The organism is Pseudoalteromonas umbrosa (assembly GCF_030125375.1).
In the GTDB taxonomy this organism is placed as follows: Bacteria; Pseudomonadota; Gammaproteobacteria; order Enterobacterales; family Alteromonadaceae; genus Pseudoalteromonas; species Pseudoalteromonas umbrosa.
In genome coordinates, this window is sequence record NZ_JASJUU010000007.1 from 132,872 (window position 1) to 148,158 (window position 15,287).

Below are 15,287 nucleotides of genomic sequence, written 5' to 3' on the forward strand. Positions count from 1 at the left end.
GCCATGATGAATTTGTTCCTTTTTTTAACTTTTATTACGCCCACGCAAATCCTCTATTGAATGCATTGCGTTTTCATTTGCATTTGTTTACAAAGCAAGCCGTATCTGATTGGAAATATCTCTGACTTTTACTAGCCTTAAAGAGCGATTAATCGCTTTTCCACCACCGCCATAAAGGCATTTAATAATAAGAGACATGTGATATGAAGCAGTTAGTATTAACACTTATAGGTAAGGACCGACCTGGTCTCGTAGAAGAAATATCTGCCACAATTTTACAGCACCATGGTAACTGGGCGACCAGTAACTTAAGCCATTTAGCTGGTCAATTTGCAGGTATCGTACTCGTAGAAGTTGCAGAAGAGCATTTACAAGCATTACAAGATGCACTTCATACATTACCAGAGCTTGAGGTCCGCATTGAACACGGCGAGCACAGCAAGCCTGAAACTCAAATAGAAAAACTCAACTTGGTTATCACGGGCAATGATCGTCCAGGTATCATCCAAGAGCTTTCAACCGTCATTCGTCACAAAGGCGCAAACATTACGCACCTGAATTCTAGACAACAAAGCGCACCTAACTGGGGGCTACCAATTTTCAGTGCTTTTGCCACTGTCAGCCTACCTCCAGGTATGGATAAAGAGCATGTTGTGGATGCATTAGAAGCCATCACCAGTGACCTCATTGTGGACGTTGAACCCGACTAATTTTTGATTTTAAACATACCAACAAATCAAATATATTCTACACTCATATGGCAGACAGGTTTGACCACTGCCATATCTTCTCTTCTTTGCTCGGTTGTACCCGCTGTCATATAAGTGTCACATTCTGGACATACTCTAGAATAAGCTATCGTTACTATGGAATGTAAAATGCACGCACTATCTAGCGACCCCAAAGCAATCAGCTTTTTTGCAAAAGAGCTTAGCTGGCTGTCATTTAATGAGCGAGTCTTGCAAGAGGCCAAAGATAAAAACAACCCCATCATTGAACGCATCCGTTTTTTAGGGATCTTTTCAAATAACCTTGATGAGTTTTTTCGCGTGCGTGTTGCCGATGTAAAACGCCGTATCCTACTGAGTAACCTACCTGATGCCCACTTCGAAGAAAACGAAGCGCTGCTTAATCAAATACAAAAAAAAGTACTCTCTTTAGGGAAAAAGTTTAATCATATTCATAAGCAAATATTCAATGATTTGAATGCCCATAACATTCATGTCAAACAGCCTGAAGCGCTCTCAGAGTTCCACAAGCAGTGGCTGCGGGATTATTTTAATGATCAGGTTTTACAGCACCTCTCGCCAATTTTACTTACTGAAAATAGAGACTACTCAGACTTAATCAACGATACCATGACCTACTTATTTGTAGAAATGCGTAACGACAACGACAAACATCACCATGCACTGCTAGAGTTACCCACTGACAGATTAGATCGCTTTGTGATCTTACCTCCAGAAAAAACCCGCAGACAAAAAACCTTGATGTTGCTTGATGATGTCGTCAGGTATCACTTGCGTGACGTGTTTAGTAACTTTTTATCTTTTGATCACATCGAAGGGTACGAAATAAAGCTCACTCGCGACGCCGAGTACAACTTAGATGATGAATTAGAAGAAGGTCTACTAGATAAAATGTCTAAGGGACTAAAGCAGCGCTTATATGCAGAACCTGTTCGTCTTACCTATGACGAAGCCATGCCGGACTCCATCATGAAGGTGATGAAAAAACGCTTGGGTGTAACACATCAAGACGCGCTTATTCCCGGAGGCAGCTATCGTAACTTTAGAGACTTTATCGCCTTCCCCAATGTCGGCAGAGGATATTTAGAAAACAAGCCTTTACCGCCCTTAAAAAGCAGCGCATTTGATAAACATGACAGCGCTTTCAAAGCGATCTCTGAGCAAGATATATTGCTTTATTACCCATATCACACTTTCAATCATATGCTGGAGTATGTTCGCCAAGCCGCATTTGATCCCAAAGTCACTCAGATTAAGATCAATATTTACCGAGTAGCCAGTCGTTCTCAGCTAATCGCATCACTTATCAACGCTGCGAAAAATGGCAAAAAAGTCACTGTGATGGTTGAGCTCAAGGCGCGCTTTGACGAGCAAAACAACATTGAGTGGGCGAAAATGCTCAGTGAGTATGGCATCAAAGTGATGGTCGGGTTACCGGCTCTTAAAGTACATAGTAAGTTGTGTGTGATCCACCGCAAAGAGAAGGGGAAAATTGTCAAATATGCACACATAGGCACAGGCAATTTCCACGAAAAAACAGCGCGGATCTATACTGATTTTAGCTTGTTTACAAAACACCCCGATATCTGCAATGAATGCGATGATGTCTTTAAGTTCATCGAAACGAGCTATCGCCCATTTACTTTTAAGCATCTTATGATCTCGCCGCTCAATGCGCGGGAAAAAATATATTCGCTCATAGATCAAGAAGTCAAAAATGTACGCGAAGGCAAGGTCTCACGTATCACCGTTAAGGTAAATAATCTGGTCGATAAAGAACTAATTGAAAAGCTTTACAGTGCAGCAATGGAAGGCGTTAAAATCCGCATGATCATTCGCGGCATGTGTGCACTGGTTCCCGGTCTTGCAGGGTTCAGCGACAACATTCGCGTGATCAGCATTGTCGATAGGTTCTTAGAACACCCGCGAGTCATGGTATTTGAAAATGACGGCAATCCACAAGCGTATATTTCATCCGCAGATTGGATGACCCGCAATCTAGATCATCGCGTTGAAGTGGGCGTGCCCATCTATGATGAATCGTTGAAGCAGTTGATCATTGACACGTTAGAGCTACAATTTCGAGACCGTGTAAAAGCGCGATTAATTGATAGTGAGCAAAAAAATAACTATGTGAATCGCGGTAATAAAAAGAAGATCCGCTCACAAATCGCCATCTATGATCACATTAAAAAATGGGAAAGCAGTAGGACTTAATATGACAACATACCCTTCTTTTGCAGCCGTTGATTTAGGCTCAAACAGTTTTCATTTAGTGGTTGCAAGGGAGGTAGATGGTCGATTACAAATACTGCACAAAGAAAAGCAACGAGTTTATTTGGCGGCGGGGCTCGATCAAGATAACCACCTTGATGATGACGCCATTGAACGGGCGCTGCATGTACTTGCCCAATTTGCGGCGACACTCAAAGGCTATGAAAAAAAGCACGTCGAAGTCGCTGCAACATATACTCTCAGAAAATGTCAAAACTTGCGTCACTTCTTAAAGCAAGCTAAACAGGTTTTTCCTTATAAAATCAATGTGATTTCTGGTCAAGAGGAAGCCCGATTAATATACCAAGGCGTTGCGAATTATATACATGATGACGGCAATCGACTGATCATTGATATCGGTGGTGGCAGCACAGAAATGATCATCGGCAAACACCATCACCATAAGCTGCTTACCAGTCGAGATATTGGTTGTGTGACCATGAGCAAACGCTATTTCGATGATGGTAAATTGACAGAAAAACGTTTTCAAAAAGCAACGATTGAAGCTGAGCAAAATATTGAGGCCATCGCTGCAAGCTATCAAAAAATGGGTTGGCAAACTTGTCTTGGCACATCCGGGACCATAAAAACCTTAGCCGCAATCAATGAAGAATTATTTGCCAGTAAAACACTCACTCTATCCTCTTTATTACAGATCCAAGCCCATTTTATTGCCGCACAAAAATTAGAATACGTAGACCTTAAATCACTGCCACCGGAGAGAAAATCTAGCATTGCTGGTGGACTAGCAGTACTGATTGGCGCGTTTAATCAGCTTAATATGGCCGAAATAACATATTGTGACCACTCGTTACGAGAAGGACTGTTGCATGAACTGGCGCAAAACGATGAATTTGATATTCGTGCCCGCACCATAGCGTCATTTGCAGATCACTATGCTGTCGATACCGAACATGCCAACAATATATGCCAAACCATTAAGCGACTATTTGACGCGGCCAAAGCACCTTGGCAACTAGAAAGCTTAGATTTAGAAACACTGCGCTGGGCCGTGCAATTGCATGAAGTGGGTATCGCGATCAACTCCTCAGGCATACACAAACACAGTGCTTATGTTGTCAGCAATAGTCAGTTACCTGGATTTACCCAAGAACAACAAGCATTACTTGGTGCGCTGATCCGTTTTCATCGCAAAAAGATCAAAACTGTTGACCTCAATGCCCTGATAGACATTGAATCACAACCACAATTTGCCAAATTACTCACACTATTACGCCTAGCAATTTTGTTTCACCAAAAGCGACAAAAAAACCTTGTGCCCGAATATACCATGGTGGTGACCAATCAAACCGTTGAATTGATGTTTGAGCAAACTTGGTTTGAGCAGCATTCGTTGTTTGCTGCAGATCTAGAACAAGAGCAAGCCTACTGGAAAAACTTAGTATTATCTCTCAATATCGCCACATATTGAGTGTATATAATCAATCAACGCCATAGTCACAACAATAAAACGGCTGTGCTAGTCGTCGAAGTCATCCCGTGCCACCGCAAACATTTCATCTCCATAGGCACGGCTTTGGATGATCAAGTCAAATAGTACCTGTATTTCGGAAGCTGGGCGGATGGCATTCAAAATCAGCTCGGCCTCAGTTAAGTTGTTGCGCTCTACCTCTATCGCCAGACGCAAGGCTCCGCCAATTAAGCCTTTGTAACTTAATAATGCACTACTTAAATCGGGGTCGAGTGAGAACTCATCTACCACCACAGAAAGCTCAACGTCCAAAATGGCATCTAGGACCGACATCAACCCGATTAAATAACCTTGCTCTGCCATTTCCTCGCCACCTGGGGCTAAAAATAGCTCTAAAAATTTAGCTCGATTGAGCCCTAGTTTGGTTAACTCTGTCGGCTTATCAGCCCCAAGCTCACTCAGTGCCAGCACTTTAACAAATTGACGAATTGCGTCTTCACCCAAATACACCACGGCTTGTGAAATAGAGCGGATCTCTATGCGATCCTCACCCGCTTTGGCATTTGCTAGTCTTAGAACTCGCGCAGTCAAACTTAAATCCTTTGACACGCGTGCTTGTACTTCTTTAAAGCAAAGCGATTTCTTTGCCGTACAGCGAAGTAAATCGAAAACAGCAAGTTTCGAGGGCTCTACATTGCCATGATTAAGCATCTCAGGTCTTGCAAAGAAAAAGCCCTGAAAATAATCCGCACCCGCAGCACGAATGAAATTATACTCTTCTTGAGTTTCTATACGTTCGACAACGATTTGTAAGTGCGGATACTGGCGTTTAAGCTTTTTCACCATCATCGTTGTTTTGATTATAGGCCGCTCTACTTCTAGTTTGACAAAGTCAACCAGCTCTAACAGTGGCTGCCACCTAGTGTCACCGTCATAATCATCCAATGCAAATCTATATCCTACCTTTTGCAGTTTATTAACTGTTGCGGTCAGGCTTTCAATGTCTTGTGAGCGCTCAACAATTTCAACCACTAACCCCTGCGGGCTTAACAGTTTGGGGAGTTCTTGAATGAGCGTTTCATCTGAAAAATTTACAAATGCCAATGCACCAGCGGCCAATCTGTCCAGACCAATAAAAAGCAGTGAATTAAAGAACAAACGTCCGGTTGCCAAACCATCACTTACCCCACTTGGGAACACGTTATTGTGCGAGTCACGATATAGCAATTCATAAGCATGTACTTGCAGTTCGCTATTAAAAATAGCTTGGCGGGCGATATACTGAACGGCGTTTTTCTTGACCTTGGCAGTTTCACTACTCATTAACATCCTTCACTCTTGCACGCATTACTGGCATCCATAACTTCAGCATATGAGAACTTCGCCAGCGGAGCAAATAAAATCCAACCTGAACTTAACGAAGATCAGGTTGGTGTCTAAACTTGTTTATTCAGCAACGAGTTCAATACTGCGGAAAAAACCATCTTCAGCAGCGAGCTCTTTGACCAGCTCTGGTAAAACAGCATCCATAATGCTTTTGAGCACGTACGGTGGGTTAATTACAATCATGCCAGATGCAGTCATACCGCGCTCCTCAGTATCCCCTGAGGTCGCTAATTCAAATAATTGAATATTTCTCACACCAGACGCGATTAATTCAGCTTCCATCTGGTCAATCCGTGCTCTATCAACCACAGGATACCAAATCATATAGGTACCGGAAGTAAAGCTTTTATGTGCTTTTAGGATTGTTTTTACCGCTTTTTGATAATCAGTTTTGATTTCATAAGGCGGATCCATCAACACCACTGCTCGACGAGATAAAGGCGGTACTAAACCTAGTAATCCCTTAAAGCCATCTTCACCTTTTACTCTTAAAGAGCGCTTATGTGCCGTGTTTTTTTGCAGTAACGGTAAATCTTGCGGGTGCAATTCAAAGAACCAACCTTTATCTTGCTTACGCAAATATTGTTCAGCTACCTTTGGCGAGCCTGGATAGAAAGCCAATTTTTTATCATTAAACTCTTTCACCATCTCGATGTAACGAATGATCGCGTCATTGTCACCAGTATATTGCATCAAGCGACCGATACCGTCCTCAAATTCTTGCGTCTTTTGTGCATCACTCGACGCCAGCTCAAACAGCCCTGCTCCTGAATGCGTATCTATATAGTCGAACGGCTTATCCTTACGCGTCATGTAGGACAGCACCTCTGCTAAAACTAAGTGCTTGATAACGTCTGCTGGATTACCAGCATGGAAAGAATGTCTATAACTGAGCATATTGGCCCTTATTCGCTGACTATAATGACTTTTTGCGAATTCGTCTCAATTCCAAACGGCCAAAATCCGACCGCTTTAATGAATAACAAATGAACAAAATAAGAAGTTATCAGAATTATCTCTTAAAACGGCGCAAAAATCAGTATAAAGCTGCGCAAATACTGGTAATAAAGCCCACTTTGCTTTACATTTGCATGACAAAACACAGTGATAAGAGCGCATTTAAAATGAACGATATTCTTCCACAACTCGAACAACTGATCGATCAGCTAATTGGTAAAAATGAGCAGCTAGAGCAGCAAATTGTTCAGCTTAAAGAGCAAAATGGTAAATTAGTTGACGAAAATGAAACTTTACAGCTTGAACTTCTAGAACGTGAAGAGAAGCAAAAAGAAACAAGTACAACACTAAGCAGCTTGCTTGATAAACTGCAGAGCGCTCATCAGGCGAGCTAATGACAGATAAAGTAAGCCAGGTGGCGGTTACCTTACTAGGTAAAAGCCACCAGTTTTCGTGTGCTGAAGGACAAGAACAGGCCCTCATAAATGCCGTTGAGTTACTCAATTCTCGTGTTGATGAAATGAAGCGCAGAGATACAGTTCGCACTGACCAAAATGCTCTATTAATGGCCGCTTTACATTTATGCCATGATTTCCAAGCATTAGAGCAAGAACACCAAGTTGCGACGACTAAAGGGGATCAGCTCATTGCACGCATTAGCGAACACCTTGAGGCTAAATAGCATGCCAATTCGGCTCGCTGTTAGCCTTTTTCTATTAAGTCTACTCTCCCCGTTCACTCACGCTGCGAATTGGCACACAGTAGATCAACACACGACGATTATTGAACCGGTCAAAGAAGCCCGCTACCTTCTCCCTAACCAAGCACTTATTCATGGACAAAAATGTGCAGCACTGATTGATAGCCATGGTGACTTTGTTGCACTGGAATTATTAATTGCACAAATACGGTCTAAATTAACCGTCCCTCTTTGCTATATTGTGGTCACAAACTTAGATCCTAAGCAGTTGTCCGGCATCGTACTATTAAAAAGTGCATTTCCAGAATCGACGATTTATGCCGCTAAAGATGTATCTTCTAGTGCGCGTCAACTGAATGGTATTATTAAAGACGAAGTAGATCACAAATTGATTGGCTTTAAGCAAAGCGTTTTACTCAGTGAACAACGAATTGCCAAAGCGCCCGAGTCAGAGCAGCTCATGTGGAGCGCTAAACTACAACAAGCGAAACAACGCCTATCTCGTTGGCAATCAATGTCTATGCCAAACATTGAGCAAATAACCAAAGTAACATCAATAGACTTAGGTGACTATCCACTATTATTAAGCCCTACTCATGGTTTTAAAGGCCCAGCACTTCATGTGTACAACCAAAGTAATCAAGCACTATTTGGCGGACACACAATGAACCTATTGCCTTATGTTGCACAAGCCAACAGCTCGATGTGGCAGCAAACTTTATATACCCTTGAAAAAGATTCGCAAATTAATTGGATACTTCCAGGCTTTGGCAAACCCTATAAGCGAGCGCAACTTCATCTGCCTTTGCGATTTTTATCATTATTGAACACCCCAGAAAAGCAATTACAGATTGCAACATTACGTCAAGACTATCAGCAAAATGGCATCTCAGCCGAGCAGTTTGATGCATACTTTGAGCAAGCTGAAAAACAAAAAAAGCACGCTAGCTTTTGAACAAATAACCATCAGAAGGTATAGTAGCTAACATGAACTACGCTAATTCGCCTGTCGATAGCCAATAGTGTTGCCCAGTACTAAGCGCCTATGAATCGTAAAAAATTTTATGTCATCTTTTGTTGTTGTATTACCTTTTTAAGCACCTTAGGATGTAAGCAAACACCCACTCAAAGTGCAGATCTTCAAGATGTGCTTAGGGATTTACTGACACAAAAAGAACCCACACCAATTCCCAAAACGGTGAAAACCCCGACACAACCAGATCCCGAGCCAAAGCCCTATAAAACATCTGATATATGGGAACATATTGCCCATAATTTACGCTTTGAGCAAACACCGCATTCACGTGTAAAAGCGCGGGTGGATTGGTACTTATCACAACCCGAATACTTACTCACAGTCAATCAGCGCTCCTCCGCTTACTTGTACCATATCGTCAAAAAAATAGAGCAGCGCGGTATGCCATTAGATTTAGCCCTGCTACCTTTTGTAGAAAGCGATTTTCGCCCTCATGCCGTGTCAAAGCAAAGTGCAGTGGGTGTATGGCAGCTAGTTGATGCAACCGCTTATCATTTTGGCTTGCAAAGCAACGACTGGTACGATGGCAGGCGCGATGTATTGGCATCCACTGATGCTGCACTCTCCTACCTTTCATATTTACATAAGACCTTCAATGGGAACTGGCTTCATGCCATAGCAGCCTACAACACGGGTGAAGGACGCGTAAAAGCAGCTATTAAACGCAACAAAAAAGTAGGTAAAAGTACGCATTATTGGCACCTTAAGCTACCAAAAGAAACCGCCGATTATATTCCTAAATTACTGGCGTTAAGTTACCTACTCAAGCACCCTGAGACAGGGTTTAAACGACCAGCTCTTGACAATAAAGCCACAACAACCATCTTAGATGTTGGACAAGCTTTTAATTTTGGCGTCTTAGCACAGCTACTTGATATCGATAAGCAACAGCTGCACGATCTCAACACAGGCTATTTAAGGCATCAAAGTCCAGAGCAAGGCCCGTATAAGTTATTAGTACCACTCACTGAACAAGCATTGATGCAAAGCCCATTTTATCGTGAGCAATTTAGCCGTAGTTATCAGGTTAAGCTTAATGACACTCTCTATGGTATCGCGCGTCAATTTGGTACCTCTGTCAAGAAAATCAAACAGATTAATAATAAGCAGAATAACCTGATCCGCGTTGGTGAAAAGCTTTTGATCAATCAAGCTAATATCAATAGAACATTAACCGTAGACTACCAGATCAGCCCCTATTTGGAGCAGCAGGCCACGCCAAAGCAAGCCACGATTGAACACCATCACACAATCGTCTCAGGTGATTCCTTATGGGATTTAAGCCAGCACTATCAAGTGCCTTTAAAAGATTTACTTGATTGGAATAATCTGCAATCAGCCAGTATTTTATCTCCAGGTAAAGTATTAATTTTGCACCTCCCAACAACAAAACAAGCTCAACCTAATGAACAGCTGAACGTCCCCAGTTACCTAGACGTGTTAGAGGGGGCGACTCAACTTAAAGAGGCACCGAGTACTACCGAACCTAACTTGCCCCTAGACTAGGCCCTGACGTAGAATAGAAGGCCACAATCAAGAGATAGAAGAATACATATGCAAATTACAAAAGATACAGCGGTAGAGTTCCATTACACGCTAACTGAAGGTTCAGAGCAAATTGAAACTAGCACAAATGGTGAACCGCTGAGCTACTTGCATGGTCAAGAAGGCATGCTTCCGGGCTTAGAAGCAGCCTTAGATGGCAAAACTGCTGGGGACAAGTTTTCAGTTACTTTAGAGCCAAAAGACAGCTATGGTGAATATCAAGAAGGTCTAGTGCAACGTATTCCAATCAAACATTTGCAAGGTTTAGGAAACAACAAGGTTTGGAAACCAGGTATGAGTGCCATCGTTGACTCTAACCAAGGCCGTCACCAAGTAACCATCGTAAAAGTCGGCCGCTTTAATGCTGATTGTGATTTAAACCACCCGTTTGCTGGTAAAACACTGACATTTGACGTAGAAGTTATCAACGTGAGAGCGGCTACAGCAGAAGAGCTTTCTCATGGCCATGTGCATGGCGCTGGTGGCTGCGGTCACGACCACTAAGGAGCAATTATGCAACCTGTTGCCATCATCACTGGTGGCAGCTTTGGCATTGGAAAAGCCATTGTTGAAAAGCTGCTAACCCAAAACTATCGCGTTTTTAACCTCGACATTGCACCTAGTAGCCTTGGTGAATATCGCCACTGTGATGTCAGCCAAGTTGACCAAGTCAAAGAGGCGATAACAACTATTGCGACAGAAACAGGACGTATAGATGCGTTGGTTTCAAATGCAGGCAAGCACCTTAGTGCGACTATCGAGCACACCGATGAAGCAACTTTGGATGCTTTGTTCGCGCTCAATGTTAAAGGCGCTTATGCTGCGATACAAGCAGTGTTGCCTGTCATGAAAAAGCAAAATGACGGTAAAATTGTGCTGATATCATCAGATCAGGCACATATAGGGAAACCCAACTCTTTTGCTTACAATCTTACAAAACACGCTCTCGCTTCTATGGCGAAAACCACTGCTCTAGACTACGCACAGTACAACATACGCGCCAATGCGGTCTGTCCAGGCACCATAGAAACACCTCTGTTTCACAATGCCATTGATAAGTATTGTGCAAAAAGTGGGACTAACAAAACTGAGATAGTCGCTGAAGAAGCGTCCCTACAGCCTTTAGGTAGACTGGGACAGCCCAATGAAGTCGCTGCGCTCGTGGCCTTTTTACTCAGTAACGATGCGGCGTTTATTACAGGCAGCTTGCAAACAATTGACGGTGGTTACACGGCACGCTAATGAAGATTATCGACCCACATTTGCACTTTTTCGATCTTGAAAAGGGAGATTATCACTGGTTGAAACACAATCCACCAGCTTGGCCTAACTTAGACTTGATCCAACAAAACCATTTGCCAGCGGCTATACAGGATGTTGCATCATTTAAGGTCGCCGCCTGCGTGCATGTGGAAGCTGGGTTCGATAATAATCATCCAATCAATGAACTACACTGGCTGGCCGATATTGTGCCACCGCTTCCCTACAAAGCCGTCGCTTATGCGCAAATTGATAGCTCACCGACACAGTTTCGTGCCGCATTGGCAAAGCTTCAACACCCAAGCTTAATTGCCATTAGAGACATCACCGAAGGCGATGATGCTCAGCGACTACTGTGCGAAAATACAAAGCAAAACCTCCACTATTTAGCGGATCTAAACATACACTTTGAAGCACAATTTGAAGTACATAACACTGCGATAAGCCACCATGTATATGAAATCTATAAAGAGCGACCAGCAGCTACTTTAGTGATAAACCATGCAGGTTTTATGACACACGGCAGTGAGTGGCAAGAAAGTATTGAGTTGCTGTCTCAATTAAAAAACTGCTTTATTAAGTTTTCAGGACATGAGTTGTTAGAGACGCCGATGAGCACGCAAGATCATCTCAGTGAGCTATTAACTTATTTTGGGCCCGAGCGTGTCATGCTGGCGTCCAATCATCCAGTTTGCTTAATAAAACGTGACTATCAAGCCCAGTGGCAACACTATTATGAGCTTGTTCAGCACCTTGATGGCAGTGTGTGGCAGCACCTTAGCTTTGAAAACGCTAAGAAAGTCTATCAACTGACGGTTTAAGAACGGATCTGTACCAGATCAAACGCAGCCAAGCTTGGTACAATCACTTGTAAGCGCTTTTCCGTCTCATCCAACGTATTGAGGCATTCGCAATACTCATTTGCCTTCACTTCAAGTTGCGCTGCTTTTTGTTGTAAAGACTTGTCTATCTCTTTAGAGATTATCTCCATGCGTTGTCCCATGTCAGAGAAACGACTTTCTATATTGCCCTCTCTCGATTTAAAAGCATCTCCAACTGACACCAAGATCGCGCCGAGAGAGCCATGCACCGCAGAATGAATTTTGCCACTTATCTCCTTAGTGAAAAAATCATCAATTTTAGAGAGGGACTGGGGGGCAATATAATAAAAATCTTCGCCGCGCTTAAACTTATCCATTAACGCACGTTCTACATATTGCAGCTGTGTTTTTAGCACTTCAGGATTGCTATCTGACATGCCTTCTACCACTTGCTCTATTGCGCTTAAGCCTAAATTCACGCCATCGGTTGCCAAGTTAACTAACTCAGGTACCGTGTCACGGATCCCTTTAGCATATTCTTGCAAAACTTGAGTTTCTTGCTCGTTGAGCTCAACCCACATACCACGTACCAGTAGCTGATTATCATTATTAATTTGTACGCGTGTTTGGCCGTTATCGAGTATTCGTATTACAGAATCAGTAATGATTAATCCATGCCCTAACTCAACATCACATTTGTCATCAGCCTCAGCAGCAATAGATGCCCCAAGCAACAATGAGAAAAAAACAGATTTAGCGCTAGCTACAGATAACTTCATACTACCCCCATACTTAATAGCATGAGGGTAGCAAATTTTATTTTTCAACCAAACTTATTTTTTAAGTTGAAGGTCAGATACAAATGAAGCTTTGCAAATTTAAGTGCTATTCTGCCGCTGGGCAAAATGTATATCGCATTAACCTTAAAAAAGCATCCGATGTCTTACTGCTGGTGCTATCATTTAAGCCATCTGCAAATTGATATGTCCAAGCTCGAGATATGTCTTTTACATTTGTAGTGCTTGTCCAATAATTACCACTATGGTTACCAAGAAAAATCGTTTCATTAATCGCTGGATCTTCACAACTACGCTCAACTATTGTAGCCAACTCTTTGACATTCGGTACCTGCCAGTCATCGTGCCCACCCAATCGGCTGTTATTCGCAGCAGTTAGTGCCTGCTGCCAGCTGAGCTGCTGCTCTTTGTTATCGCAACTTTCAGTTTCTGCGTTATACACAAACCCAAATGTGCAACGCTGCCACATAATGTCTGTTTTGGTATCACAAACGGTACCATCTGAGTTGATGACAAAACGCTCCTCAGGAGTTGAAAGAGGCACAGAACCCACATCAGCGCATTGCTGAGCAAGTGCAAGAGGGCTAAAAATAGAGGCTAGCACCATTAGTTTAATTTTCATTGCTATCACCTCGTACTAATCTCACATATGCAGTTTGTTCTTTTGCCCTCGGAATATCATTACCTGTTTCCATATCAACCACATACGCTCTGGTAAGGTTAGCGCCCACGCCATTGGTCCCGCCGACCGCTGTTTGACTGGTCCAGAAGTACAAATGGCCTCGTAGTGATGATGCTGGCATATTTGGGAAAAAAGCAGGGTCGAGTACATGAACTCCCACAAGACCAAAGTCAACAATACTCATTAACTCGGTATAGCTTGGTAGCCTCCAGGTATTACCACCACAGTAGCCTCCCGACTCACTATTTACACGGTTGATAAAAGCTTGCACACCACACCGATATGTATCGCTAATGTGGGGGCAAGGAGCAGGGTTTATTACAGGGTACTCACTGCCAATTAATTCTGTTCCGTCGGGGTTTAGAGCCCAAGTATAATGATTTTGTGCATTGCGAGTTGATGTATTGGGTAACGTACCCGCCGTAGCTTCTTTTACTTCCCAAACTAGACCTGTAATATTGTCACGCACACAACTAAAACTCGACGCATCATTACTAAGCTCTTTCCCATCCGCATCAAGTTTAGTAAAGTCAAACGCAAGATCACCGGATCCCTCTTTGGAGATAAGTGCGGCAACACTGTCTCTACCCAGCTCTGCATCTTGTCGTGGAAACTCAGTATTGGCGCAATCGATTTTGGCTGAGTCATTGTAACAAGCACTTGCCCCACTGTCGTTTAAATTGCTCAATGGCTTAGGCAAAATATCAATTCGAACCTCATCATCGCCCGTGCGATTAGATGAGTCGGTCACGGTTACTTTAAAAGTTGCAAATGTTTTGTCGTCTTTATCCGGCGCTTGGAACGTTGTTTTACATGCACTGCTATCAGCTAAAGCGATCGTGTCACCAGTGCTCGATTGTTGCCAAGTACAAGTATATTGGCCATCCACAGTCACACTTTTAGATGCATCTAAGGTGACGGTGTCGAATTCTAAAACTTCCTGATCTTCGCCTGCATTTGCCAGTACCACTTTATCATTTTTTGCTAATGCCACGCTAAAATCAGTCGTTGTGCTTCCGCCTTCATCATCAGTAACCGTTAAACGCCAAACTGCTGTTTGGGTATCGGCCAGTAGCGGGTGTACAAAGCTCAATGTCATGCTGCCACTGTCTTCGACGACAATATTACTTGGACCAGATATCAGCTCCCATTTATACCCGACAACTTGGCCATTATCATCCGGATCACTCGACTCCTCAGCAGACAAAACAACCGTGTCTAAGTATTTAGAAGGCAATGTTGCAGGGCCGGTTTGCGTTACCTTAGCAACTGGCAGTTGGTTATTAGAGGTAATATTAACATTGAGTGTGTCAGAAACCAGTTCGCCAGAAGGTGAAAGGTAATCGACTTTCAGCACAGCGATGCTATCGCTTTTCACATCCGGCGCGGTAACTGTTAGCTCTTCACCGGTTTGTGGGAAACCATCAATTGATGGCCCGGAGGTCACCTGCCAGTTAAATGTTCCTCCAGTTGGGGAGGCCATCGCTTTGAGTGTAAATTCGTTTTTTTCTATAACAGTGACATCTTGTCCTGCATTGATACTGGCTCTGACAACTTCTTCATCTGAGCCACCTGAACCACCACACCCACTCAATATCACTGAGACGGCCGCAATGGTAAGCGATTTTTTTAGCATTACAACTCCTAA

General features: G+C 43.0%; 15 protein-coding genes. 10 read left to right on the plus strand and 5 right to left on the minus strand.

Going from position 1 to position 15,287, the window contains the following annotated elements:
• Nucleotides 1–203 precede the first annotated feature (203 nt).
• The 3 genes from QNM16_RS20135 (at nt 204) to QNM16_RS20145 (ending at nt 4,455) form a co-directional block, all read left to right on the plus strand.
• Nucleotides 204–710, plus strand: a complete 507-nt coding sequence (locus QNM16_RS20135; protein ID WP_284022092.1) for a glycine cleavage system transcriptional repressor — start codon at nt 204–206, stop codon at nt 708–710.
• Between the two features lie 168 nt (nt 711–878).
• Nucleotides 879–2,966: a polyphosphate kinase 1 gene (gene ppk1, locus QNM16_RS20140; protein WP_284022093.1), complete on the plus strand. Its 2,088-nt coding sequence runs from the start codon at nt 879–881 to the stop codon at nt 2,964–2,966.
• A gap of 1 nt (nt 2,967) precedes the next feature.
• Entirely contained in the window at nt 2,968–4,455 is a 1,488-nt protein-coding gene (locus QNM16_RS20145) for a Ppx/GppA phosphatase family protein (protein ID WP_284022094.1), read from the plus strand.
• A 48-nt stretch (nt 4,456–4,503) separates the two neighbouring features.
• Here QNM16_RS20145 and QNM16_RS20150 read toward each other — a convergent pair whose 3' ends face one another.
• Both QNM16_RS20150 and QNM16_RS20155 read right to left on the minus strand, forming a co-directional pair.
• On the minus strand, nt 4,504–5,784 hold the full coding sequence (locus tag QNM16_RS20150) for an EAL and HDOD domain-containing protein (protein WP_284022095.1): 1,281 nt from the start codon (nt 5,782–5,784) through the stop codon (nt 4,504–4,506).
• A gap of 117 nt (nt 5,785–5,901) precedes the next feature.
• A complete protein-coding gene (locus tag QNM16_RS20155; protein ID WP_284022096.1) occupies nt 5,902–6,738 on the minus strand; it encodes a 23S rRNA (adenine(2030)-N(6))-methyltransferase RlmJ in 837 nt (278 codons plus the stop codon).
• A 227-nt stretch (nt 6,739–6,965) separates the two neighbouring features.
• Here QNM16_RS20155 and QNM16_RS20160 point away from each other — a divergent pair, with 227 nt between their 5' ends.
• The 7 genes from QNM16_RS20160 to QNM16_RS20190 all read left to right on the plus strand — a co-directional run bounded on the left by QNM16_RS20160 (nt 6,966) and on the right by QNM16_RS20190 (nt 12,160).
• Nucleotides 6,966–7,193, plus strand: coding sequence for a hypothetical protein (locus QNM16_RS20160; protein ID WP_063361545.1), 228 nt, complete (start codon nt 6,966–6,968; stop codon nt 7,191–7,193).
• On the plus strand, nt 7,193–7,480 hold the full coding sequence (locus QNM16_RS20165) for a cell division protein ZapA (RefSeq protein ID WP_237136011.1): 288 nt from the start codon (nt 7,193–7,195) through the stop codon (nt 7,478–7,480). The genes QNM16_RS20160 and QNM16_RS20165 overlap by 1 nt, the downstream gene beginning before the upstream one ends.
• Before the next feature lies 1 nt (nt 7,481).
• Nucleotides 7,482–8,453 (plus strand): MBL fold metallo-hydrolase, encoded by a 972-nt coding sequence (locus QNM16_RS20170; protein WP_284022097.1) that lies wholly within the window; start codon nt 7,482–7,484, stop codon nt 8,451–8,453.
• Between the two features lie 90 nt (nt 8,454–8,543).
• Complete coding sequence (locus QNM16_RS20175) at nt 8,544–10,040, plus strand: transglycosylase SLT domain-containing protein (protein WP_284022098.1); 1,497 nt, start codon at nt 8,544–8,546, stop codon at nt 10,038–10,040.
• Between the two features lie 48 nt (nt 10,041–10,088).
• Nucleotides 10,089–10,583: an FKBP-type peptidyl-prolyl cis-trans isomerase gene (locus QNM16_RS20180; protein WP_063361493.1), complete on the plus strand. Its 495-nt coding sequence runs from the start codon at nt 10,089–10,091 to the stop codon at nt 10,581–10,583.
• Between the two features lie 9 nt (nt 10,584–10,592).
• Complete coding sequence (locus tag QNM16_RS20185) at nt 10,593–11,321, plus strand: SDR family NAD(P)-dependent oxidoreductase (RefSeq protein WP_284022099.1); 729 nt, start codon at nt 10,593–10,595, stop codon at nt 11,319–11,321.
• Complete coding sequence (locus QNM16_RS20190; protein ID WP_284022100.1) at nt 11,321–12,160, plus strand: amidohydrolase family protein; 840 nt, start codon at nt 11,321–11,323, stop codon at nt 12,158–12,160. Before QNM16_RS20185 ends, QNM16_RS20190 begins: the two co-directional genes overlap by 1 nt.
• Here the strand turns inward: QNM16_RS20190 and QNM16_RS20195 are convergent.
• The 3 genes from QNM16_RS20195 to QNM16_RS20205 all read right to left on the minus strand — a co-directional run bounded on the left by QNM16_RS20195 (nt 12,157) and on the right by QNM16_RS20205 (nt 15,275).
• Nucleotides 12,157–12,939, minus strand: a complete 783-nt coding sequence (locus QNM16_RS20195; RefSeq protein WP_284022101.1) for a YggN family protein — start codon at nt 12,937–12,939, stop codon at nt 12,157–12,159. The two genes, QNM16_RS20190 and QNM16_RS20195, sit on opposite strands and share 4 nt — an antisense overlap.
• 106 nt (nt 12,940–13,045) lie before the next feature.
• Nucleotides 13,046–13,579 (minus strand): Lcl C-terminal domain-containing protein, encoded by a 534-nt coding sequence (locus QNM16_RS20200; protein ID WP_284022102.1) that lies wholly within the window; start codon nt 13,577–13,579, stop codon nt 13,046–13,048.
• Nucleotides 13,569–15,275 carry an Lcl C-terminal domain-containing protein gene (locus tag QNM16_RS20205; RefSeq protein WP_284022103.1) on the minus strand — a complete coding sequence of 569 codons (1,707 nt, stop codon included), beginning with the start codon at nt 15,273–15,275 and terminating at the stop codon, nt 13,569–13,571. Before QNM16_RS20205 ends, QNM16_RS20200 begins: the two co-directional genes overlap by 11 nt.
• Between the last annotated feature and the right edge of the window lie 12 nt (nt 15,276–15,287).

Excerpts from the sequence above, each read along its gene's own strand:
- QNM16_RS20135 (WP_284022092.1), top strand. The coding sequence starts at position 204 with ATGAAGCAGTTAGTATTAACACTTATAGGTAAGGACCGACCTGGTCTC.
- ppk1 (WP_284022093.1), top strand. The coding sequence starts at position 879 with ATGCACGCACTATCTAGCGACCCCAAAGCAATCAGCTTTTTTGCAAAA.
- QNM16_RS20145 (WP_284022094.1), top strand. The coding sequence starts at position 2,968 with ATGACAACATACCCTTCTTTTGCAGCCGTTGATTTAGGCTCAAACAGT.
- QNM16_RS20150 (WP_284022095.1), bottom strand. The coding sequence starts at position 5,784 with ATGTTAATGAGTAGTGAAACTGCCAAGGTCAAGAAAAACGCCGTTCAG.
- QNM16_RS20155 (WP_284022096.1), bottom strand. The coding sequence starts at position 6,738 with ATGCTCAGTTATAGACATTCTTTCCATGCTGGTAATCCAGCAGACGTT.
- QNM16_RS20160 (WP_063361545.1), top strand. The coding sequence starts at position 6,966 with ATGAACGATATTCTTCCACAACTCGAACAACTGATCGATCAGCTAATT.
- QNM16_RS20165 (WP_237136011.1), top strand. The coding sequence starts at position 7,193 with ATGACAGATAAAGTAAGCCAGGTGGCGGTTACCTTACTAGGTAAAAGC.
- QNM16_RS20170 (WP_284022097.1), top strand. The coding sequence starts at position 7,482 with ATGCCAATTCGGCTCGCTGTTAGCCTTTTTCTATTAAGTCTACTCTCC.
- QNM16_RS20175 (WP_284022098.1), top strand. The coding sequence starts at position 8,544 with ATGAATCGTAAAAAATTTTATGTCATCTTTTGTTGTTGTATTACCTTT.
- QNM16_RS20180 (WP_063361493.1), top strand. The coding sequence starts at position 10,089 with ATGCAAATTACAAAAGATACAGCGGTAGAGTTCCATTACACGCTAACT.
- QNM16_RS20185 (WP_284022099.1), top strand. The coding sequence starts at position 10,593 with ATGCAACCTGTTGCCATCATCACTGGTGGCAGCTTTGGCATTGGAAAA.
- QNM16_RS20190 (WP_284022100.1), top strand. The coding sequence starts at position 11,321 with ATGAAGATTATCGACCCACATTTGCACTTTTTCGATCTTGAAAAGGGA.
- QNM16_RS20195 (WP_284022101.1), bottom strand. The coding sequence starts at position 12,939 with ATGAAGTTATCTGTAGCTAGCGCTAAATCTGTTTTTTTCTCATTGTTG.
- QNM16_RS20200 (WP_284022102.1), bottom strand. The coding sequence starts at position 13,579 with ATGAAAATTAAACTAATGGTGCTAGCCTCTATTTTTAGCCCTCTTGCA.
- QNM16_RS20205 (WP_284022103.1), bottom strand. The coding sequence starts at position 15,275 with ATGCTAAAAAAATCGCTTACCATTGCGGCCGTCTCAGTGATATTGAGT.